The sequence below is a fragment of the Streptomyces sp. NPDC059851 genome, from assembly GCF_042732005.1.
Taxonomy (GTDB): domain Bacteria; phylum Actinomycetota; class Actinomycetes; order Streptomycetales; family Streptomycetaceae; genus Streptomyces.
On sequence record NZ_JBHWJJ010000022.1, the window covers coordinates 1 to 19,559 of the forward strand.

16 protein-coding genes are annotated in these 19,559 nt (G+C 74.6%); 6 read left to right on the forward strand and 10 right to left on the reverse strand.

The annotated features are described in order from the left end of the window. From ACFV7Q_RS10440 to ACFV7Q_RS10470, 7 genes are all read right to left on the reverse strand, one after another. On the reverse strand, nucleotides 1-966 hold a 966-nt coding region (locus ACFV7Q_RS10440; RefSeq protein WP_385426315.1), incomplete at its 3' end, for a hypothetical protein. Continuing rightward, the gene (locus ACFV7Q_RS10445; protein ID WP_385426318.1) at nucleotides 963-1,571 is read right to left on the reverse strand and encodes a phage tail protein; all 609 of its coding nucleotides are present in this window, start codon (nucleotides 1,569-1,571) and stop codon (nucleotides 963-965) included. The genes ACFV7Q_RS10445 and ACFV7Q_RS10440, both read right to left, overlap by 4 nt. A gap of 8 nt (nucleotides 1,572-1,579) precedes the next feature. After that, entirely contained in the window at nucleotides 1,580-3,619 is a 2,040-nt protein-coding gene (locus ACFV7Q_RS10450; protein ID WP_385426321.1) for a hypothetical protein, read from the reverse strand. After that, complete coding sequence (locus ACFV7Q_RS10455; protein ID WP_385426323.1) at nucleotides 3,616-4,071, reverse strand: phage tail protein; 456 nt, start codon at nucleotides 4,069-4,071, stop codon at nucleotides 3,616-3,618. Before ACFV7Q_RS10455 ends, ACFV7Q_RS10450 begins: the two co-directional genes overlap by 4 nt. Nucleotides 4,072-4,113: 42 nt before the next feature. After that, nucleotides 4,114-5,982, reverse strand: coding sequence for a phage tail sheath family protein (locus ACFV7Q_RS10460; protein WP_385426326.1), 1,869 nt, complete (start codon nucleotides 5,980-5,982; stop codon nucleotides 4,114-4,116). Nucleotides 5,983-6,005: 23 nt separating this feature from the next. Further along, nucleotides 6,006-6,920 (reverse strand): hypothetical protein, encoded by a 915-nt coding sequence (locus tag ACFV7Q_RS10465; protein ID WP_385426329.1) that lies wholly within the window; start codon nucleotides 6,918-6,920, stop codon nucleotides 6,006-6,008. Beyond that, entirely contained in the window at nucleotides 6,917-7,516 is a 600-nt protein-coding gene (locus ACFV7Q_RS10470; protein ID WP_385426331.1) for a DUF4255 domain-containing protein, read from the reverse strand. The genes ACFV7Q_RS10465 and ACFV7Q_RS10470 overlap by 4 nt, the downstream gene beginning before the upstream one ends. A gap of 149 nt (nucleotides 7,517-7,665) precedes the next feature. Here ACFV7Q_RS10470 and ACFV7Q_RS10475 point away from each other — a divergent pair, with 149 nt between their 5' ends. Beyond that, complete coding sequence (locus ACFV7Q_RS10475) at nucleotides 7,666-8,589, forward strand: hypothetical protein (protein ID WP_385426334.1); 924 nt, start codon at nucleotides 7,666-7,668, stop codon at nucleotides 8,587-8,589. A gap of 545 nt (nucleotides 8,590-9,134) precedes the next feature. Here the strand turns inward: ACFV7Q_RS10475 and ACFV7Q_RS10480 are convergent. From ACFV7Q_RS10480 to ACFV7Q_RS10490, 3 genes are all read right to left on the reverse strand, one after another. Further along, nucleotides 9,135-10,712 (reverse strand): IS4 family transposase, encoded by a 1,578-nt coding sequence (locus tag ACFV7Q_RS10480; RefSeq protein WP_385426337.1) that lies wholly within the window; start codon nucleotides 10,710-10,712, stop codon nucleotides 9,135-9,137. A gap of 66 nt (nucleotides 10,713-10,778) precedes the next feature. Further along, a complete protein-coding gene (gene recQ / locus ACFV7Q_RS10485; protein ID WP_385426340.1) occupies nucleotides 10,779-12,779 on the reverse strand; it encodes a DNA helicase RecQ in 2,001 nt (666 codons plus the stop codon). Nucleotides 12,780-12,789: 10 nt separating this feature from the next. Continuing rightward, nucleotides 12,790-14,217 carry an MFS transporter gene (locus ACFV7Q_RS10490; RefSeq protein WP_385426342.1) on the reverse strand — a complete coding sequence of 476 codons (1,428 nt, stop codon included), beginning with the start codon at nucleotides 14,215-14,217 and terminating at the stop codon, nucleotides 12,790-12,792. Between the two features lie 125 nt (nucleotides 14,218-14,342). Here ACFV7Q_RS10490 and ACFV7Q_RS10495 point away from each other — a divergent pair, with 125 nt between their 5' ends. The 5 genes from ACFV7Q_RS10495 to ACFV7Q_RS10515 all read left to right on the forward strand — a co-directional run bounded on the left by ACFV7Q_RS10495 (nucleotide 14,343) and on the right by ACFV7Q_RS10515 (nucleotide 19,553). Then, on the forward strand, nucleotides 14,343-14,702 hold the full coding sequence (locus tag ACFV7Q_RS10495) for an ArsR/SmtB family transcription factor (protein ID WP_385426344.1): 360 nt from the start codon (nucleotides 14,343-14,345) through the stop codon (nucleotides 14,700-14,702). A 24-nt stretch (nucleotides 14,703-14,726) separates the two neighbouring features. Then, the gene (locus tag ACFV7Q_RS10500) at nucleotides 14,727-15,308 is read left to right on the forward strand and encodes a GNAT family N-acetyltransferase (protein ID WP_385426347.1); all 582 of its coding nucleotides are present in this window, start codon (nucleotides 14,727-14,729) and stop codon (nucleotides 15,306-15,308) included. 143 nt (nucleotides 15,309-15,451) lie between these two features. After that, nucleotides 15,452-16,975 (forward strand): Y4yA family PLP-dependent enzyme, encoded by a 1,524-nt coding sequence (locus ACFV7Q_RS10505; protein WP_385426349.1) that lies wholly within the window; start codon nucleotides 15,452-15,454, stop codon nucleotides 16,973-16,975. Between the two features lie 5 nt (nucleotides 16,976-16,980). After that, nucleotides 16,981-18,300 (forward strand): pyridoxal-phosphate dependent enzyme, encoded by a 1,320-nt coding sequence (locus ACFV7Q_RS10510; protein ID WP_385426352.1) that lies wholly within the window; start codon nucleotides 16,981-16,983, stop codon nucleotides 18,298-18,300. After that, nucleotides 18,300-19,553, forward strand: a complete 1,254-nt coding sequence (locus ACFV7Q_RS10515; RefSeq protein WP_385426355.1) for an aminotransferase class V-fold PLP-dependent enzyme — start codon at nucleotides 18,300-18,302, stop codon at nucleotides 19,551-19,553. Before ACFV7Q_RS10510 ends, ACFV7Q_RS10515 begins: the two co-directional genes overlap by 1 nt. The last annotated feature ends 6 nt before the right edge of the window (nucleotides 19,554-19,559 follow it).

Sequence of the window (19,559 nt, forward strand, 5' to 3'; positions counted from 1 at the left end):
GCTGCCCGGTGTACCGCGGTCGACGCCGGGGACGCGCGGGCCGCCCTGGACGGCCGGGCCCCCCGAACCCGTGCCCGCTGGTGCGCCTCCTGCCAGGGGGCCGGCTCCGGCGCCGGCCGTGATGCCGAGGGCGGCGGCCAGGCCCGCCGTGGAGGTGGCCGCCGCTCCCCCGGCGTAGCCCGCCGACAGGTGGATGCCCGCGGAGGCGGACAGGCCCGCTTCGGCCTCCGTCCCCAGGACCACGCCGGCCCCGGCGGCCAGGCCGAGCGGGCCGTCGAGTCCGCTCATCGCCCCGCGCCAGGCCGCCGGGTCGAGTCCGACCCGGGACAGCAACTGCGGGGCGGACTCCCCGGCGTGGGCCTGCACCACCCGGCGTGGGCGGTTGGTGCCGGCGGTGCCGGGCACGGCTCCGGCCCGCTGGTCGCCGGCTTCGGTGGCGGCCCCGGCGTCCCTGGCGCCTGGGCCCTCGGCGTTCGCCTGGTAGGCGAAGTTCTGCTCGACGATGGTCACCGCGACCTTGGCGCGCAGCGGGGTGCCGTCGGGGGCGAAGTGGTCGAGCTCCTCGTTGACCTGGGTGACGATGCCGTTGTAGCGGAGCGTCCCCCACACGAAGCGGACGGGCGGCGGCGGATCGGCCGGGGCTGCCGGCGGCGGCTCGACGAACTGCCGCACCAGGGCGGTCCATTGGCGTACGTCGACGTAGCGGCCGGCGCCGCCCTGCTCGGCGGTGTCGAATTCCAGGTCGAAGGTGAGCGTGGAGCCCTCCTGGGCGGGGTGCTGCACCTTCTGGGTTCGGGTGGTGGCCCCGCCCCGGTCCACGTTGTTGTTGCGGGAGATCCGCAGGGTGGTGGGGTTGAACTGCACTTCGAGGGGGCGGTCGGCCTCCTCGACCCGGGGGGTGCCTTGCGGCCCCTGCGCGCCGGTCACCTTCAGGCGGGTCAGGGTGGCGTGGGCGGTGGCCGTCACGGGGTGCGCTCCAGGCGCAGGCCCTCGTGTGCGACGTGCAGTTCTTCCACGGCGATCTCCCCCGTCCTCGCGTTGAGCGCCGGCCCGGTGATCTTCAGGGGCAGGCCGCGGGTGAACGTCCAGCGGGCCAGGGTCCGCCGGCCGGTGGTGTCGAGCACCTCCACGTCGCCGTCGTAGCGGGGCACCGGGGCAGCACCGGCGACCATGCCGTGCAGCCAGTCCCACAGGGCGGTGTCGGCGCTGCCGCCGCCGGTGGCGACGAGCATGCCGCGCCGCAGGACGAGCGGCTGGAGCCGGACCCTCCCCACGCGACGCACCACCGCGTCGTTGGCGCCGCCCTCCGCGTACTCCCGCAGGTCGGCCTCCAGGCCGAGCCCGGAGCACTCCTGGAACCCGCCGTCGCCCAGCCGGTCGGGGGCCCGGTCCGGCCCGCCGGCGCCGGGGGCGGCCGACGCCGGTCCCGCCCTGCCCGGGGCGGGACCGGCGGCGGCGAGCGGGCCGGGGAGGCGGGGCGGCGGCAGTGCGGTGCGCCCCGGTGCGGTGCTGCGGACGATGCGGATCCGGAACCGGAAGGCCTGGACGAGTTCGGACTGTTGCTCGGGCACGGCCGGTCTCACCTCACGTCAACGGAGCCGTCGGCGTCCTGCGCGATCCGCAGGACCAGGTATTCGAGGGGCTGCGCGGGTGCCACGCCGATCTCGGCGACGAGCCTGCCGAGTCCCTGCGACCGGGTGGGGTTGAGGCGTTCGTCGCAGCGTACGAAGAAGGCCTCGTCCTCGCTGTCGCCGACGAAGGCGCCGGCCCGGTACAGGCCGCGCAGCAGCTGCAGGACGGAGCCGCGCAGTTCCTCGCGGAGCTGCGGCGTGTGCGGTTCGAAGGCCAGGGCCTGCGCCTGCCGGTCCAGGGTGAGCCGGAGCACGGTCATCAGCCGGCGCACGCTCAGCTGCCGGTGGTCGGGGTCGTGGGAGAGGGTGCGGGCCGAGGCGAGGCGGAAGCCGTCGCGCTCGGCGCGGAAGACGTCGATGCCGAGGAGGTGGAGTGCGTCGCAGTCGGCGTCGCCGAGCGGTTGGACGGCGGTGACGGCCCCGGCGGCGAGGGCGTTGGCCGGGCCCCAGGGCAGTCCGAGGCGGCGCTCGCGTTCGGCGATGATCCCGGCCGCGAAGCCGGAGGGGGGTACGGGAACGGCACGGCGGTCCGGGTCGTCGGCCTCCACCACGCCGAGCCAGGGGTGGTAGGCGGCCGCGTACGTGCTGTCGAAGGCGGCGCGCCAGCGGGCGACGGCGCGGACCGGCAGTCCGGGCGGTACGTCGAGCAGGGCGACGAACCGGCGCCCGTGCTCGGCGAGGGCGACGAGCCGCTGCTGGCGGCGCAGGATCTCGGGCAGCTGGGCGGCGGGGTCCAGCAGCAGGGGGCGCGGCCGGGCGGGGGCCAGGGTGAGGGGTGCGGGGGGCGGCGGGCAGGGCGCGAAGCGGCCGCCGACGGGGCGGGGCGGCGTCTCGGTGGCGGGGGCGCTCTCGCCGTACTGCCACAGCAGGTCGGGGGCGGACAGCAGCCCGATCTCGGGGACGAGCGCCATCCGGTCCGCGCCGACGGCGGCGCCCGCGGTGCTGCCGTCGGCGCCGCCGTCGGGGCCGCTGCTGTCCGCGTCGGCCGTGTGGGGCAGCAGTTCGACGGGGAGCGGGCCGTGGAAGCTGTCGGCGCCGATGGCGGCGTACCGGTCCGCGCCGGGGCGGACGGGCCGGGACAGGGCGGGGGTGAGGTAGGCGTCGGGCGGGAGCAGGGCCTCGGGCCACTCACCGTCGGGGACGGCCAGCAGGGACTCGGCGGCGAGTACGGCGGGGGCGTGGCGCGGGTGCCCGCGGCTCAGCCCGAGCCCGGCGAACCGCTCGCGGCGGGGGTTAGCGGGGTCTTGGTCGGCGACGGTGACGTCGGCGGTGACGACCTCGGCCTCGACGGCGACCGCCCGCGCACCGCCGCCCCCGGAACCCGCGCCGGTGCCGTGCACCGGAGCCCGGTCGAGGAGGGCGACCACGGCCGGAGGGCCGAAGCCGTTCCTCCGCTCGGCCAGTGCGAGGATGCGGAAGAACCCGCCTGCGGGCGGCAGCCCGGGGCCCCGCAGCCGCAGCACCGATCCGGCGGGCGGCGTGCGCCCGGGCGGCAGGGCCAGCTCCGGCCCGTCGGCCGCGGCCTCGAACCGGTCCGAGGCGGTGAAGTCCCAGCGCACCGACAGCCGCCCTCCCCAGCTGCCCTCGTCGCGGGCGCGCAGGCCGATCTCGTACGGCACCCCGCCCGGTCCGGAGCCCACGGGCCCGTCCGCGCGCACGAGCGTGACCCGGTGCAGCGCGCAGGCCTCCTGCGCGGCGGGGTGCGGGGCACGCGGCAGCGGCGCCACCCGCAGCACGTACGCCCGTGCCCCGCCCTGGGCGAAGAAGGCCCGTACCGCGTGGGGCAGCAGCCCGGGCCCCTCGAAGCCGCCGAACCGGCGCACGTAGTCGGACCAGCGGTCGACGGGCACCGGTTCGTCGACCGGTCCCCGCGGGGCCACGCCCACGAAGCCCGCGATGTCGAGCCGGACCGGGTCGGAGGAGGGCGGCGCGGGTCGGGCGGCGCGGTACGCGCCCGGGGCGCCGAGGCGCGGTCCGGGCCCGGTCACAGGGACTGGAAGTCGATGCGTTCGGCGACGAGGTGCAGTTCCTCCATCGCGACCTCCCCGCCGCCCTTGCCGGTGAGGGTGGGCCCGACCCACTTCTTCGGCTGGGCGGCGTGCAGCACCCAGGCGCAGACGGGGGTGCGGCCCTCGTCGTGGAGGGTGACGGTGACGGTGCGGGCGTCGTACGCGCCTTCGCGGACCGCCTTGATCCAGTTGAAGAGGCGCAGGTCGCCTATGATGCCCCGCTTGAGGGTGACGTCGTTCGTCGTATTGGTGTTGGCGATCTTGCGGACGTGGTTCTCGGGGTCGTTGCCGTTGCGGTACTCGGAGTACTTGACCTCGTTGCCGGCGCCGCTGAAGTCGGAGAAGCCTCCGGCGATCTGGTCCTCGCCGCCGGTGTCGCCCAGTTTGACGAGGAAGTTGAAGGCGCCGTACGGGTTGTTGCGGGTGGCCATGGGCGGTGTTGTCTCCCGTTCTCGGGCGTGGGGCGTGACGGGTCAGCTGCGCCGCGCGTCGGCGGTGAACTGTCCGATGCGGAACACGACGAACTCGGCGGGGTAGGTGGGTGCCACGCCGACCAGGCAGATCAGCCGCCCGTTGTCGAGGTCGTTCTGGGTCATGGTGGTGCGGTCGCAGCGGACGAAGAAGGCTTCCTCGGGCTTGGTGCCCAGCAGGGCGCCGGTCCGCCAGGTGGCGAACAGGAAGTCCTCGACGGACTGCCGGACCGACGCCCACAGGCGTTCGTTGTTCGGCTCGAAGACCGCCCACTGGGTGGACTTCTCGATGGAGTGCTCCAGGTAGATGAAGAGCCTGCGGACGTTGACGTACTTCCACTCGGGGTCGGAGCTCATCGTGCGGGCGCCCCACACGCGGCGGGCGCGGCCCTCGAAAAAGCGCAGGGCGTTGATGCCCTCGGGGTTGAGGACGGACTGCCGGTCGTAGGTGACGTTGACGGTGAAGTCGTCGACGCCGAGCAGGACTTCGTTGGCGGGCGCCTTGTGCACCCCGCGTTCGGCGTCGCTGCGGGCGTAGACGCCGGCGACGTACCCGGAGGGCGGGACGTCCAGGAGGGGGGCGGGGGCGCCGGGGTCGGGGCGCCGGGTCGGGTCGGTGATCCTCACCCACGGGTAGTAGAGGGCGGCGTACTTGCTGTCGAACTGGGCGCGGAACCTGCGGACTTCGGAGATCGAGCTGTCGCGGGGCGGGTCGACGACGGCGATCCGGTAGCGGAGCCGCTCGCAGTGCCCGATCAGGTGGTCGACCGCGGTCTTCTGGTCCGCCGGCCGGAGGGTGACGGTGTCGGGGGCGGCGACGACGGCTATGTCGTCGATCTCGGCCAGCGCGCCCAGTCCGAGGGCGGGGTTGGCGAGGCTGTCGGGGTCGGCCTCGCGGCCGGCCAGGTCCTCGGGGCCGAGCCGGTCGCCGTCGCCTCCGCCGGTGAGGTGGAGTCCGCCCTGCCCGGCCAGGAGCAGGGCGGCGAGCCGCGCGCCGGAGGTCACCGCGGGCGCCCCCGCCGCGGGCGGTACGGTCTCCAGCCGGACGAGGGAGAACTCGTCGGCCGGATCGGCCGCCTGCAGGACGTTGCCGACGGAGCGCGGGTGCCGGTCGTCGAGTTCCAGTTCGTTGTAGACGTCGACGCGGTCGCCGAGGCGGACGGTGACGGCGAGGGTCAGGTGGAAGGCGGCGAACCCGGCCGTCACGGCCTCGAAGCCGCCGGTCCGGTCGTCCCGGTATCCGAGCACGCCGTCGGCGCGGCGGGCCACGACCCGGACCTTGAGGGGGTCCGGCGGGACGGAGTCGGCGATGACCGGCGGCTGTCCGGCGGCCAGTTGCGCGACCTCGACGGCGGCGCCCTCTTGGACCCCGGTGAGCCGGAGGGTGCCGTCGGGACCGGGGACGAGGATGTTCTTGCCGCGCCGGAAGGTCACCGCGACGCCGATCCGGGCTCCGGCGGAACCGGGCCAGCGGGCCCACCAACGCAGCAGCGGGGTGCCCTGGGCGGGCAGGGCCAGGGAGGCGAAGTTGCGGAGGACGTCGATGGCGCCGGTGGCGGTGCGGGTGAAGCGGAAGACCCGGGAGACGTAGAGCCGGCGGCCGCCGTTGGCGAAGAACGCTCGGGCGGCGAGGGCGAGCGGGCAGTCCTCGTCGCCGATCCGCAGGCCGCCGAAGGCCCGTTCGTACTCGGTGAAGCCGCTGACGAGGGCCGGCGCGGGGGACACGGCCGGGCCGTCGGACAGCGCGTACGGCACGGGGCCGTACTCGGTCCGCCCGGCCATGCCGAAGGTGCTGGTCGGCACGCCCTCGATGGAGCGGGATCGGAAGCTGGTCTCCTCGACGTACACGCCGGGGGTCAGGTACTCGGGCATCGGCGGCTCTCCTCGGACGCGGCTCAGGCGGGGATGTGGGGCAGGTCGGCGGCGTGGACCACGTGACCGATGGTGAGGGTGCGGACGGTGTCGGCGGCTCCGCTCAGGTACCCGGCCGGCCGGGCGGTCCCGCGCAGCACCGCGTTGTCGAGGTCCTGCGGCCGGGGTGGGGACGTGCTGCGCCCGACCGGCTCGGCGACGAGGGCGGCGAGCGGGTCGGCGGCCGGGCCCGCGGCCGGGCCGGGCGGCGGGTCGGGGGCGTGGGTGCGCAGCGCGATGTCGAACCGGGACGGCGGCGGCGAGGGCAGGACGCCCACCCCGTCGATCAGCAGCAGCACCTGTCCGTGCTCGTCGCCGTGCGCCCAGCCGAGCGGGACGCCGCCGGGCCCGAAGGCGTCGACCCGCGGCCAGGGCACCGGCGTCCCGGCGGCGGTGGTGACGCGCAGCCGGATGCCGGTCGTGCCGAGCGGCACGGGGTGGGCGGGGCCCGGCAGCAGCCAGGGCAGCAGCAGCCGGGCGTCGGCACGGACGTACGGGGCGGACGGCGGCCGGGTGTCGGCCCCGGCGAGTTCGGGCCGGGTCCACAGCGGTATGCGGAAGCGGCGCGGGATCCACCGCCGGGCGGGGTCGTCGACGCGGACGGTCACGGTGTGCGGCAGCCCGCCGGACGTGCCGTGCCGCAGGACGAACCCGGTCGCTCCGTGGCCTTCGAGCGGCCGGAGCAGGTCACCGGGGTGCGGCCGGCGGCCCGGGACGGGGTCGTACTCGCAGCTGACGCGCAGCCCGGGCCCGGCGGGGGCGCGGGTGCGGGCGTCGAGCGGCCGGACGGCGAGGGCGAGCCGGTGCAGCACCTCGGCCGTCCCCGCGTCGACGGTGATCGGGTCCTCCCGCCCGGCAGGGGTCATCGGGTCCTCCCGCTCCGTGGGCCGCCCGGTCATCGTGCGCGCTCCGCGGAGACCGGGCCGGCGGCGACGGTGGTGACCGTACCGGGGGCGGGTCCGGCCGGGCCGTCGATACGGACGACCCGGGCGACGTACGGCAGGCAGAGCCGGTAGTCGGTGGTCATGGCCTGGAAGGCCTCGCTCATCGAGTCCATCGCCAGTTCGTCGGGGACGACCTGCACCGAGTCGCCGGGCAGCCAGTCGCCGCTCGGGTGCAGGAGCGGCCCGGTGAGCAGGGCCTCGGCCTCCAGGATCCGGGCGGCGAGCCCGAGCCATTCCAGCTCCGCCTCCACGAACTGGTCCCAGGCGGCGACCATCAGGTGCATCCGCAGCGGCAGGCGGGGCAGCCCGTCCTGGGCGGCCAGCGCCGCGAGGGCGGGCCGGGTCTCCCGGTCGATGCTCAGGCGGTAGCAGTACACGGAGACCGCCGGGTTGCGGATCACGGAGCCCGGGGTGTCGACCTTGTCGAAGTCGACGGGGCCGGCGAGGACGGCCTCCGGGCGGCGCCCGACGGGGACCTCTTCGGCGAAGCGCCGGTTGAGCAGCGCGACGACGCTGCGTCCGACGGCGGCGAGAGCCCGGTATCCAGCCATGGGGCGATGCTGCGGCCCGCCCCGTCACGGGCGCGTTGCCGGACCCGCGCCCGGCCGGGGCGCCGGTGGCGATGGCCGGGCGACGGGCCGGTGACACCGCCGGGCCCACACTCGGCTCGTGCCTGCCCGCATCGACCAGGAGAGCCCGCATGAGCAGCACCGCGCACACCCACCCCGCCGGCAGCAGCACCGGCGGCTGCGACCCCGGCGCCATCGACGAACTGGCCTGCATCGCCACGGGAATCCAGCGCCGGGCCGAGGTCACCCAGGAGCACCTGCCGCAGCTGCGGGAGTTCCAGGAGAAGTTCAACGGGGCCCGGACCCGCTACACCCGGGCCCGGCTGGCCGCGAAGGCGGATCTGGACGAGGCGGCCGCGACGCTCGGCAAGGTCCGCGAGCAGATCCGCTGCCGGGTCGGGCACGAGCAACGGCACTGCCTGGCGCAGGCCGTGGACCGGGTCTTCGAAGACATCCGCAGGTGCGCGGGCGGTTGGGGGTGCTGCGTGGACGACTGCGGGTGCGAATTCTCGGACACGGTCCACCCGGAGGACACGGTGGCCTCCCTCGCGGCCCGGATCGCCCGGTACGCGCAGGACACCGAGAAGGCGGCGGCCTGTTTCACGGCGCTGGAGGGCGAGGTGACGGCGCTGCCCGAACGGGCGGTGAAGATCAAGGCGGATGCGGTGCAGCTGCTGGCCGACGTCTGCGACCCGGTGCTCGGGCAGGACGTCGTACGCCTCTACGCCCGCCTGCTGGTCCTGCTGCGCCGGATCGCGGAGGCCTTCCGGGGCTTCGCAGGCGTCTCGGAGTTCGTCGACTGCCTGTGCAAGGCGCTGCTGTGCGTCCTCAAGGGCTGGCAGGCCATCGCCGTGCTGGAGGGTGCCCGGGCGGAGCTGCTGTGCAAGGAGGAGACCCGGCGCCGGGCGTGCGAGCGCAAGCAGCGGGAGACCGTGGAGGAGGTGATGGCCGAGTACACCCGCCTGTGTCCGCCGTGCCCGGCACACGCCGAGCCGGCCCGGGAGGCCGGCCCGGACTCCGAGGACGAGGAACCCGCCCCGGCCGTGGCCGGGTAGCCTCGGCCGCCGCACCCGGGCCCCGACGGTGCGTGCAGTTGCCCGTGAGTCCGGGGATCGTCGCCCCGCGGGTGACCGGACGTCGGTGCGAGGGGCGGAACGGGGGGATGACTCCCGGCCGGCCCACGGGTTCGCCGGATGTCCTGTGAGCGCGGGCCCGCGTCATGATCGCTGTCTGGGCCGGGTCGGTCGGACGGGCCCGACGCGCTGTACGAGAAGGGACGCCGGATGCGGCACAAGAGGCTCAATCCCCGGGGGCCGTGTCGGCCCAATGCAGTTGCCTTAGCGTCCCGGCCTCATAGCGCCGCGTGCAGCCCGAGAGAATGACGGCATGACCATCTTCCGCTGTGCCAACTGTCAGCAGCCCGTGACCAGCGAAGTGGTGTCGGGGGAACCAGTGAGGGGTCCCGAGCGGCCGCCGGGCCACGAAGTCGCTCCGCCGAGGATGGCTCTGGGGACCTTCAAGACCAACTTCGACGGCAGCCTTCTGATCTTCCACCCGGACAACGTTCCTGGGACGGTGCTTCACCCCGACCCGCAGCGTGTCAGTGGTTGCTGCGGGCTCGCGGGCCAAGACGGGCCCAACCTCGTCTGCGGCGGATGCGGCGTTGAGGTAGCGACGAAAGAGTCCGATTGCTGGACCGACAACCTTGTGGCACTGATTGCCGCCGCAGTGACTGATGGGCGTATGACAGACGCTGACATCTAGGGCGAGGTCCGGGCTTGCGTTCCCTTGAGCACCGGCCTCCCGGCCGACGGTTGCTCTTCGGCTTCGAGGTCTGGTTGTGCGTCCAGCGACCGGGCTGGACCGTGCCGCGTCTGGCGCGAGTCCTCAGCACAGGCCAGCGGTTCGGCTTCTTGATCGCGCGTGGGCAGTCCCGGCCGCGCCGGGCCGGGAGGAGGCGTGCGCGTGCCTCCCGCCCGGCCTCGGCGAAGGAACGGGTGAGCTTGGTGGGGGTCGCTCCGAGCTGGGACGGGATGCTGCGGCGGACGATGCGGACGCACTTCAGGTAGGAGACACGGTCGGCGTCCACGACCGGACGGGCAAGCGCCGTCGCGTGGGCGAACTTGCGGATCGCGTGGTGAACGGCGAGATAGGCCCACAGTTCCTGCCGGACGCCTTCCGGTGTCCGCGACCTGATCGGCCCGCCGGGGCCGAGGTGGTTCTTGATCTCGTCGAAGGCGAGCTCGATCTCCCAGCGTTCCCGGTAGAGCGCGACCAGCTCGGCGGCCGGATACTGCTCGGGGTCCAGCAGCGTCGTGCCCAGGTAGGCGACCTTGTCGCCCTTGGCGAAGGTGATGACGCGGTAGATCACATGTCGGGGCAGCGTTCGACCCTCTCGCGCGGCTCGGAGCCGGACCTCCTTGCCCGGTCGCGCCATCGACAGATACGAACCGTCCGGAAGTTCTTGCTGGGCGGTGCCCAGGTGGTTGGACTGGAGCCTGACCAGCAGATCCGCGCCCGCCGCGGTGAAGGCGTGGGCGAACTCGACCGACCAGAAGCCGCGGTCGGCGATGACCACGTCACCGGGACCGGTGGAGCTGGCCAGCGGGTAGGCGAGGCTGCGTTCTCCGTCGCGGTAGCCGCCGAGGCGGGCATCGAGGACTCCGTGCGTTCCGATCTCGGCGAGGACCACCGCCCTGACCTGGGGGAAGCCGAAGGGGACGCCGCCGGTGGTGGAGGGGCCGTCGAAGGTGTCGCCGTTGCTCGTCGAATCCGGAAGATCGAACTGAGTGCCGTCCAGGGCGAGGAGCCGCAGCCCCCGCCACCACGCGCCGGGCGTGGCCGGGGTGGCGAGCGGGCCGGCCACCTGGCGGAACACGGTCTCCAGCCCGTCCTCGCCGAGCCGGGCGCGGGCCCGGCACAACGACGACCGGTTCACCCGCGCGAGCGCCCGGCTGCCCGGGATGCCGCTGGTCAGCACCCGCAGCACCTCCTCGTACGACTCCCGGGCGAACAGACACAGCGCCAGGACGAAGTACACGACCAGCCGCGCCGGAAGGAGGCGGCGCCGCTGCTCGGCCCGGCCGTGCTTGGCTATCGCCGCGTCGACCAGCTCAGCGGTGAACACCTTCGTCAGGATCCCGATCCGCACCCGCTGCCCTGCGCCCCACCCCGTCACACGCGGGGCAACGATCCCCGCGACTCAAAGGCAACTGCATTGGCCGTGTCGGCCCCCGGGGGGCGACTACTCCCAGTCGTCCCAGGGCGGGTCCGTCTCCTCCGGGTCGAGGGGCGGCTCTTCGTCCCAGGGCTCCTGCGGTGCGGTGCGGCCCGGGCCGGCGGGTCCTGCGGGGGCTGCGGCCGGTGCTGCGGGCTGCGTCGTGCCGGCTGCGGACCCGGCGAGGGTGTCGAGGATACCCTCGGCGTACTTGGCGAGCTTCGCCTCACCGACGCCGTTGACCGTGCCGAGTTCGTCGACGGTGGTCGGCAGGAGCGTCGCGATCTCCCGCAGGGTCGCGTCGTGGAAGACGACGTACGCCGGTACGCCCTGTTCGCGCGCCGTCGCGGCCCGCCAGGCCCGCAGGGCCTCGAAGACCGGTACGGCGGCCGCCGGCAGGTCGGCCGGCACCCGCGCGGCCTTCCCGGAGCGGGCCCCGGACTCCTTGCGGGTCCGGCCCGCGGCGGCGGGCGCCGGCTCCTTGCGCATCGGCACGGTCCGCCGGCCGCCCAGCACGTCGCCGCTGGCGTCCGTCAGCACCAGCGTGCCGTAGTCGCCCTCGACCGCCAGCAGGCCCTGTGCCAGCAGCTGCCGTACGACCCCGCGCCATTCGCCGGCGGACAGGTCGGCGCCGACGCCGAACACCGAGAGGGTGTCGTGGTCGAACTGGATGACCTTGGCCGTCTTCTTGCCCTGGAGGATGTCGACGATCTGTCCGGCGCCGAACTTCTGCCGCCGCTCCCGGGCCAGTCGCCACACCGTCGACAGGAGTTTCTGCGCGGCGACGGTCCCGTCCCAGGACTCGGCGGGGGTCAGGCAGGTGTCGCAGTTGCCGCAGGGGCTGGACTCCTGCCCGAAGTAGGCCAGCAGCCGCACGCGGCGGCACTCGACGGTCTCGCACAGGGCGAGCATCGCGTCGAGGTGTGCGTTGAGCGAGCGGCGGTGGGTGTCGTCGCCCTCGGATCCGTCGATCAGCTTGCGCTGCTGCACCACGTCCTGCAGGCCGTACGCCAGCCAGGCGGTGGCCGGTTCCCCGTCGCGGCCGGCGCGGCCGGTCTCCTGGTAGTAGCCCTCGACCGACTTCGGCAGGTCGAGGTGGGCCACGAAGCGGACGTCCGGCTTGTCGATGCCCATGCCGAAGGCGATGGTGGCCACGACCACGATGCCGTCCTCCCGCAGGAAGCGGGCCTGGTTCGCGGCGCGCGTGGCCGGGTCCATGCCCGCGTGGTAGGCGACGGCGTCGATGCCGTGCTCCACGAGGGCGGCGGCGGTCTTCTCCACGGAGGCCCGGGAGAGGCAGTAGACGACGCCGGCGTCCCCCTCGTGCTCGCTGCGGATCAGCTCCAGCAGCTGCTTGACGGGGTTGTTCTTGGCGGCGATCCGGTACTGGATGTTCGGCCGGTCGAAGCTGGCGACGAAGTGCCGCGCGTCCTGCAGGCCGAGGCGGGCGGCGATCTCGGCGTGCGTGCCCGGGGTGGCCGTCGCCGTGAGGGCGATCCGGGGCACCTTGGGCCAGCGCTCGTGGAGCATGGACAGCGCGAGGTAGTCGGGCCGGAAGTCGTGGCCCCACTGGGCGACGCAGTGCGCCTCGTCGATGGCGAAGACCGAGATTTCGGCCCGGTCGAGGAGCCGCTGGGTGCCCTCGGTGCGCAGCCGCTCGGGGGCCAGGTACAGCAGGTCGAGCTCGCCGGCGAGGAGGAGCTGCTCCACGGTGCGCCGCTCGTCGAAGCCCTGCGTGGAATTGAGGAAGCCGGCCCGGACGCCGAGCGCGGTCAGCGCGTCCACCTGGTCCTGCATCAGCGCGATCAGCGGCGAGATCACCACGCCGGTTCCGCCTCTGACGAGGGCCGGGATCTGGTAGCAGAGCGACTTGCCGCCGCCGGTGGGCATCAGCACCAGGGCGTCGCCGCCGGCGGTGACGTGCTCGATGATCTCCTTCTGCTCGCCGCGGAAGGAGTCGTACCCGAAGACGCGGTGAAGCACCTGCAGGGCATCGCTGGTCTCGGGGGACGCGTCCGAAAGGGTCATGTCCGGCAGCCTACCGACCTCCTGCGACACCCCGCTCCGCCCTGTGGAAAACCACCGCGGCGGGACGGCGGCCGCGCGGGCGCTCCTCGGCCGCGGCGGACCACCACAGGCGGGCCGCGGCGGCGGCCGACGCTGCGGCGACCGCGCCGAGGACGGCGACGGCGGCCGTCAGGCCGGCGGCGGCCCCGACCCAGCCGGCCAGGGGGTAGGTCAGCAGCCAGCAGGCGTGGGACAGGGAGAACTGGGCGGCGAAGGCCTCGGTGCGCCGCCCGGCCGGGACGGCCCGGCGGATGAGCCGGCCGGCGGGGGTGAGCACGAGGGAGTTTCCGGCGCCGAACGCCGCCCAGGCCGCCAGCAGGGCGGGCCAGCGCCAGCTGCCGGAGCCCGCCGCGGTCAGCGGTCCGACGGTGGCGAACACCACGGTGAGGCCGAGGGCGCCGCGCAGCATCACCGTGCGGTCGGCGGCCCGGTCCAGGACGCGGGGCAGGAGCAGGGCCACGGCCATGGAGCCGGCTCCGTAGGCGCCGAGGGCGAGGGCGACGTCCTCGGTGGGGCGGCCCAGGTGGTCGCGGACGTACACGACGGTGTTGACGGTGACGAGTGCGCCGGCCGCGGCCACGGTGAGGTTGAGCAGCAGCAGGGCGCGCAACTGCGGGGCGGCGAGGAAGAGCCGGGCACCGGCGGTGGCGGCCGCGTACGCCCGCCCGCCGCGCCGTCCCCCGTCGTGGCCGGCGCCCGTGCCGGCGCCCGTGCCGGCGTCAGCGGCGGCTTCGGTGGTGGCGGCGGTCGCGGCGGTGGGGGCGGTGGGGTCGGCACCGCCCGCCGTCGCCCCGGCCGTCGCCGTCGCCCCAGCCGTCGCCGCGGCCCCCGGTCGGGGCAGGACGACGGAGGCGACCAGGACGGCCGAGCCGAGGAAGCCTGCGACGGTGCCGAGGAAGAGCCGGTCGTAGCTCGTGACGGCGAGCAGGGCGGCGGCCAGCGCCGGGCTGAACAGGCTCTCCAGGTCGTAGGCCAGTCGGGACAGGGACAGCGCGCGGGTGTAGTCGCGCTCCTCGGGCAGCACGTCGGGGATCACGGCCTGGAAGGCCGGGGTGAACACGGCGGAGGCGGCCTGGAGCACGAAGATCAGGACGTAGACCTGCCAGACCCGGTCGACGAACGGCAGGGACAGGGCCACCGCGGCGCGGGCCAGGTCGGCGCCGATCAGGAGGGTGCGGCGGGGCAGCCGGTGGGCGACGGCGGCGACGACGGGCGCGATGGCGACGTACGCCACCATCTTGATCGCCAGCGCGGTGCCGAGGACCGATCCGGCCCGGGCGCCGGCGATGTCGTGGGCGAGCAGGCCGAGGGCGACGGTGGCCAGGCCGGTGCCGGTCAGGGCGACGGCCTGGGCGGCGAACAGGTGCCGGTAGGTGCGGTTGCGCAGGACGGAGAGCATGCGGCGGCCTTCCCTCGGCGGTGGGCGCCCCTCCACCGTAGCGTCATGTGCGCAGATGCGCACATGACGAACTGTGCCCGCGCACCCCCGGCCGCAACCGCACCGTCCGGCCCTAGGCTGTCCCCATGGCCTTGAGCGACCCCTTGCCACCTGCGAGCCCCGCGCACCTGCACACCCCCGACAGCGCCCGGCTGGCCGAGGCGGCCTCGGTCTTCGCCCTGCTCTCCGACCCCACGCGCCTGCACCTGCTGTGGCTGCTCGCCCAGGACGAGTCCGACGTCGGCACGCTCGCCGAGCAGTGCGCCGCCTCGCGCACCGCGGTCAGCCAGCATCTGGCCAAGCTGCGGCTGGCCCAGCTGGTGGAGTCCCGCAAGGAGGGGCGCCACGTCCACTACCGGCTGCGCGACGGCCACCTGCGCCGCCTGGTCCTGGAGGCGCTGAGCCACGCCGACCACCGGGTCAGCGGAGAGGCGCCCCACGACTGACGGCCGCCGTGGGAGGCTGGGGCCATGCCGTCCCGAGGGGTGATGCCGGTGGTCCCCGTGATGCCCGTGGTGCCCGAGTTGGTGCAGCTGACGACCCCGACGGGCGTGCCGCCCGCAACGGCACGTCAGCTGACGGACTGTTGGACGGCCGTGGTCAACGCGGGCGGGGCGGTGATCGCCCCCGAACTGCCGATGCCGCCCGTGGTCGCGGCCGATGTCGCGCCCGCGGTGGACCGCCTCGTCCGCGGGCTCGATCCGCTGCGGTGCCGGCTCCTCCTCGCCGTGTCCGACGGGGCGCTGTCCGGTTGGCTGGTTCTGCGCCATGACCCGCACCCGCTGGTGGCCCACTGCGGGGTGGTCAACCACCTCCAGACCCTGCCCGGCTTGCGCGGCCGCGGCATCGGCACCTCCCTGATGACCGGCGTGGCCGATATCGCGCGGGGCGAGTTGGGCCTGGAGCGGCTGCAGCTCAGCGCCCGGTCCGGGTGCGGGCTGGAGGAGTTCTACGGGCGGCTCGGCTGGGTGGAGGTGGGCCGGTGGCCGGGTGCGCTGCGTGTGGCGCCCGGGGACGACCGGGACGACGTCCTGATGGGCCTCACCCTCTGAAACGGCCGTCCCGATCCGGCCAACCGCCCCCGCGTGCTCCTACGCCCCCTTCAGCTGCGGCAGACGGGGAGCGATGATGGGCGGAGCCGTACGAGTGATCGCGGATGCGGGTCCGCATGCGTCGTCGGGGAGGGACGGCCGGGATGAGCGACGCCCCTTTGTACCTGGAACCGCGGCTCACCTCGGGCCCTGCGGCCCTGCTGCGCTCCGGGCCGTTCCTGCACGGCCTCGTGGAGGCGCTCGGGTCGCCCCTGAACGTCGTCCTGCCCGAGGAACTGGAGCGCAACGCGGAGGCGTTCTTCGAGGTCCTACGCCGGCACCGGCTACCGGGCCGGATCTGGTTCGCCCACAAGGCCACCGGCTCCAGCGCCCTGGTCCGCCACGCGGCCGCCACCGGCGTCGACCTGGACGCCGCCTCCGTGGAGGAACTGCAGCACGCCCTCGGGGCGGGTTTCACCGGCGACCGCATCATGGTGACCGGCCCGAAGGACCCCGCCTTCCTGTGGCTCGCCGCCCGCTGCGGGGCCACCTTGAACGCCGACGGACCGGGCGAACTGGCAGAGGCGGCCCGGCTGGTGCGCAGCCACGGCCTGCCCCGGCTGCGCGTCGTGCTGCGCCTGTCGGAGTTCGGCGCGGCGGGTCCGCGGACCCTTTCCCGGCCCACCCGCTTCGGCACCCTCGAACGGCACCTGGCCCGGCTGCTCGACCTGCTGGACACCCTCCGGGACGCCCTGGAGCCCGTGGGCGTCGGCTACCACCTGGACACCACCAGCGCGGACGAGAAGGCCGTCGCCCTGGAGGGCTGCATACGGGCCGTGGACGAGCTCCGGCTGCGGGGCTTCCAGCCGCGGGCGATCGACGTCGGCGGTGGCTTCGGCATCAGTTACCTCGCGCACGCCGCCCAGTGGGAGGGCTGGACGACCGCCCTCACCGAATCCGTGCTCGGCCGGCGCGGACCACTGGCCTGGGGCGGGTACGGGTACGGCCTGCGCGTGGAGAACGGCGTCCTCAAGGGCGCGCCCGCCCTGTACCCCGCGTACCGGCCGACGGCCGGCGCCGCCTACCTCGACGAGCTGCTCTCCCTCCCGGCGCCGGGACTGGGACGCCCGTTGGGCACGCTGCTGCTGGAGAGCCTGTGCGACCTGTACGCCGAACCCGGTCGCGCCCTCGTCGACCAGTGCGGGCTGACCCTCGGCCGGGTCATGGAGGTCCGCGACGACGCCGGCGGCCCGCCACGGGTGCGGCTCGCGCTCAACGCCGGCGATGTCGGCCTGGAGGAGCACGGCGTGCTCGTGGACCCGGTCCTCGTCCCCCGCGACGGCAGCCCGCCCTCTGCCGACCCCGCCGTCGGGCCCGTCGGGGTGCACCTCATGGGCAGCCTCTGCCTGGAGGCCGACCTGATCACCCGCCGGACCGTCTTCCTGCCCCGCCTGCCCCGCCCCGGCGACCTGCTGGCCTTCCCGAACACGGCCGGGTACTGCATGGACTTCACCGCCACCCGGGCCCAGCGGCAGCCCGTGGCCCGCAAGGTGGCCGTCAGAGCCGCCGCGGCCGGCGCGGGAGCGGGTGCCGGAGCCGGCACCGGAACCGACGCCGGAGGGGAGGGCGGAGCCTGGCGCTGGTGCCTCGACGAGCAGTACTGGCCGGTCACGGAAACGGGGGGATGAGGCACATGAGGTACGACAGCATCACCGACGCCATCGGCAACACCCCGCTGGTGCGCATCGATCCGGACGTGCACGGACTGCGGAACATCGATCTCTACGCCAAGCTGGAGATGCTCAACCCGTTCGGCTCGTTGAAGGACCGGCCGGCCTGGAACATGGTCCGCGACCGGCTGGCCGGCGCGACGGCCGGCGGCGAGACGGTGGTCGAGCTGTCCAGCGGGAACACCGCCAAGGCCCTGGCCCTGATCGCGGGGCTGCACGGGCTGCCGTTCAAGAGCGTCACCAACCGCATGCGCGTCCCGGAGATCAAGGACCTGCTGCTCCTGCTCGGCGCGGAGATCGAGGAGCTGCCCGGGCAGAGCGAATGCCTGGACCCGACCGACACCGCCGACCCGCTCACCCTCTTCCACCAGCAGCTCAGCACCCCCGGGAGCGCCCACCTCCACACGGACCAGTACTTCAACCCGCTGAACGCCGAGGCCCACGCGCAGGGCACCGGCCCCGAGATCATCGCCGACCTGGACGGCCGCGCCCCCGACTGGTTCATCGCCTGCGTCGGCACCGCCGGCTCCTCCACCGGCGTCGCCCGGGCGCTGCGCGCCCACGATCCGGCCGTGCGCGTGGTCGGGCTCGTCGGCGCGAAGTCGGACTTCATCCCGGGCATCCGCACCGCCGACGAGGTGCAGGAGGTGGGCCTGTTCGACCCGGCCGCCTACGATGCGATCGAGGCGGTGAGCGCGGACGAGGCCCTCGACGGGATGCTGGTCCTGCTGCGCCGTTGCGGACTGCTGTCCGGCCCGACCGGCGGGGCCGCCTACCACGGCGCGGTCCGCCACCTGAAGGCCCTCGATGCCGGGCTGACCGAGCGCCGGACGGCCGTGTTCATCGTCTGCGACCGGGCCGAGAGCTATCTGGGCTACGTCCGGCAGCGTCGGCCCGAGCTGCTGGGCCGGCCCGCCGTGCGGAACTCGGCCGCCACGGTCACCGGGGCCGAACTGGCCGCCGTGCGCGCGATGGACGTGGCCGAGGCCCGCAAGTGGGTCGAGTCGGGGCAGCCGTTGGTGGTCGACCTGCGCGGGCCGTTCGCGTACGGGGCGCTGCACATCGACGGCTCGGTCAACATCGTGGACGAGCTGTTCGCGGAGCTCGTCCGCGGCGGGCTGCCGTTCAGCACGAGTCGGCCGGTGCTGCTGGCCTGCCCGGTCGGCGAGCAGTCGCAGCGGTACGCGGCCCTGCTGACCCGGATGGGGCACCCGGACGTGCGCAGCCTCGCGGGCGGCATCATCGCCTGGCGGGACGCGGGCGCCCCGCTGGTGCGCGACTGATGGCCGGCCCGCCGATCCGGCCGATCCAGCCGATCCGGCCGACCCCGCCGCCCCCTCGGGATCCGCGGACGGAGCTGCGGGAGCTGGCCGCGTGGCAGCGGCCGCTGCGCGCCGCGTTCCCCATCGTGGCCGGGCACCCCGACCGGGCCTACCTCGACAGTGCGGCGACCGCGCAGAAGCCGCAGCCGGTGCTGGACGCCGTGCAGGACTACCTCACCACCTCCAACGCCAACTCGGCGCGGGGTTCGTACCCGTGGGCGAACGCGACGACGGCGCTGGTGGAGGGAGCCCGCGAGCAGGTGAAGGCCTTCCTGGGGGACCCGGACCCCGGGCGCTCGTCGGTGCACTTCACCAGCGGGGCCTCGGAGGGGCTGCGGACCGTCGCCCGGGACTGGCTGCCGGAGCTGCTCTCCGACGGCGACGAGATCGTCGTCCCCTTCGGCGACCACCGGGCCAACCTCGACCCGTGGCTGGAGGCGCGGGACCTGCTGGCCGCGCGCGGGGTGCGGATCATCGTGCGGGAGCTGCCCTGCCAGGCCGGTTCCGGGGACTACGACCCGGCGGCGCTGGCCGAACTGGCCGGTCCACGGACCCGGTTCGTGGCCGCGACGCACGTCCACCACGTGTACGGCGCCGACATGAACGTGGACCGCGTCCGCGCGGCGGTGGGGCCGCACGTGCCGATCTGCCTGGACGCCGCCCAGAGCGTCGGCCACCAACCGGTCTCCCTCACCGAGCTGGACGTGGACTTCCTGGTGTTCTCCGGGCACAAGGCGCTCGCCCTGCCGGGCACCGGCGCGGTGTGGGCGCGGGGCGCGCGCGGCCCGGCGTTCCGCCCCGGCGGCTGGCCGGGCACGCCGAACACCGCGGGCATCGCGAGCCTTTCGGCCGCCCTGGACTGGCTCCGGGCCGCCGGTGTGGGGCGGATCGCGCGGTGGACGACGGCGCTCGCGGCGGTGCTGACCGACGGGCTGGACCGGCTGCCCGCGTACGAGGTCCTCGGCTGCCGGACCAGCCTGGCGGCCGGTTCCCGGGTGCAGCGGCGCGGAAGCATCGTGACCTTCCGGCACCATGCGATCGGCTCCCAGGACCTGGGGTTCATCCTGTACAGCCACGGGTTCATGGTGCGGTCCGACGACCACTGCCAGGCCGGGCGAAGTGTACGGGACGGATCGGTGCGCGTGAGCCTGCACGTGTACAACACGCTCGAAGAGATGGAGGAGTTGCTGACCGTGCTCGCCAACCTGCAATGATTTTCA

Coding starts and splice junctions, on each gene's coding strand:
- ACFV7Q_RS10455 (WP_385426323.1), bottom strand. CDS start 4,071: ATGGCCACCCGCAACAACCCGTACGGCGCCTTCAACTTCCTCGTCAAA.
- ACFV7Q_RS10460 (WP_385426326.1), bottom strand. CDS start 5,982: ATGCCCGAGTACCTGACCCCCGGCGTGTACGTCGAGGAGACCAGCTTC.
- ACFV7Q_RS10465 (WP_385426329.1), bottom strand. CDS start 6,920: ATGACCGGGCGGCCCACGGAGCGGGAGGACCCGATGACCCCTGCCGGG.
- ACFV7Q_RS10470 (WP_385426331.1), bottom strand. CDS start 7,516: ATGGCTGGATACCGGGCTCTCGCCGCCGTCGGACGCAGCGTCGTCGCG.
- ACFV7Q_RS10475 (WP_385426334.1), top strand. CDS start 7,666: ATGAGCAGCACCGCGCACACCCACCCCGCCGGCAGCAGCACCGGCGGC.
- recQ (WP_385426340.1), bottom strand. CDS start 12,779: ATGACCCTTTCGGACGCGTCCCCCGAGACCAGCGATGCCCTGCAGGTG.
- ACFV7Q_RS10490 (WP_385426342.1), bottom strand. CDS start 14,217: ATGCTCTCCGTCCTGCGCAACCGCACCTACCGGCACCTGTTCGCCGCC.
- ACFV7Q_RS10495 (WP_385426344.1), top strand. CDS start 14,343: ATGGCCTTGAGCGACCCCTTGCCACCTGCGAGCCCCGCGCACCTGCAC.
- ACFV7Q_RS10500 (WP_385426347.1), top strand. CDS start 14,727: ATGCCGTCCCGAGGGGTGATGCCGGTGGTCCCCGTGATGCCCGTGGTG.
- ACFV7Q_RS10505 (WP_385426349.1), top strand. CDS start 15,452: ATGAGCGACGCCCCTTTGTACCTGGAACCGCGGCTCACCTCGGGCCCT.
- ACFV7Q_RS10510 (WP_385426352.1), top strand. CDS start 16,981: ATGAGGTACGACAGCATCACCGACGCCATCGGCAACACCCCGCTGGTG.
- ACFV7Q_RS10515 (WP_385426355.1), top strand. CDS start 18,300: ATGGCCGGCCCGCCGATCCGGCCGATCCAGCCGATCCGGCCGACCCCG.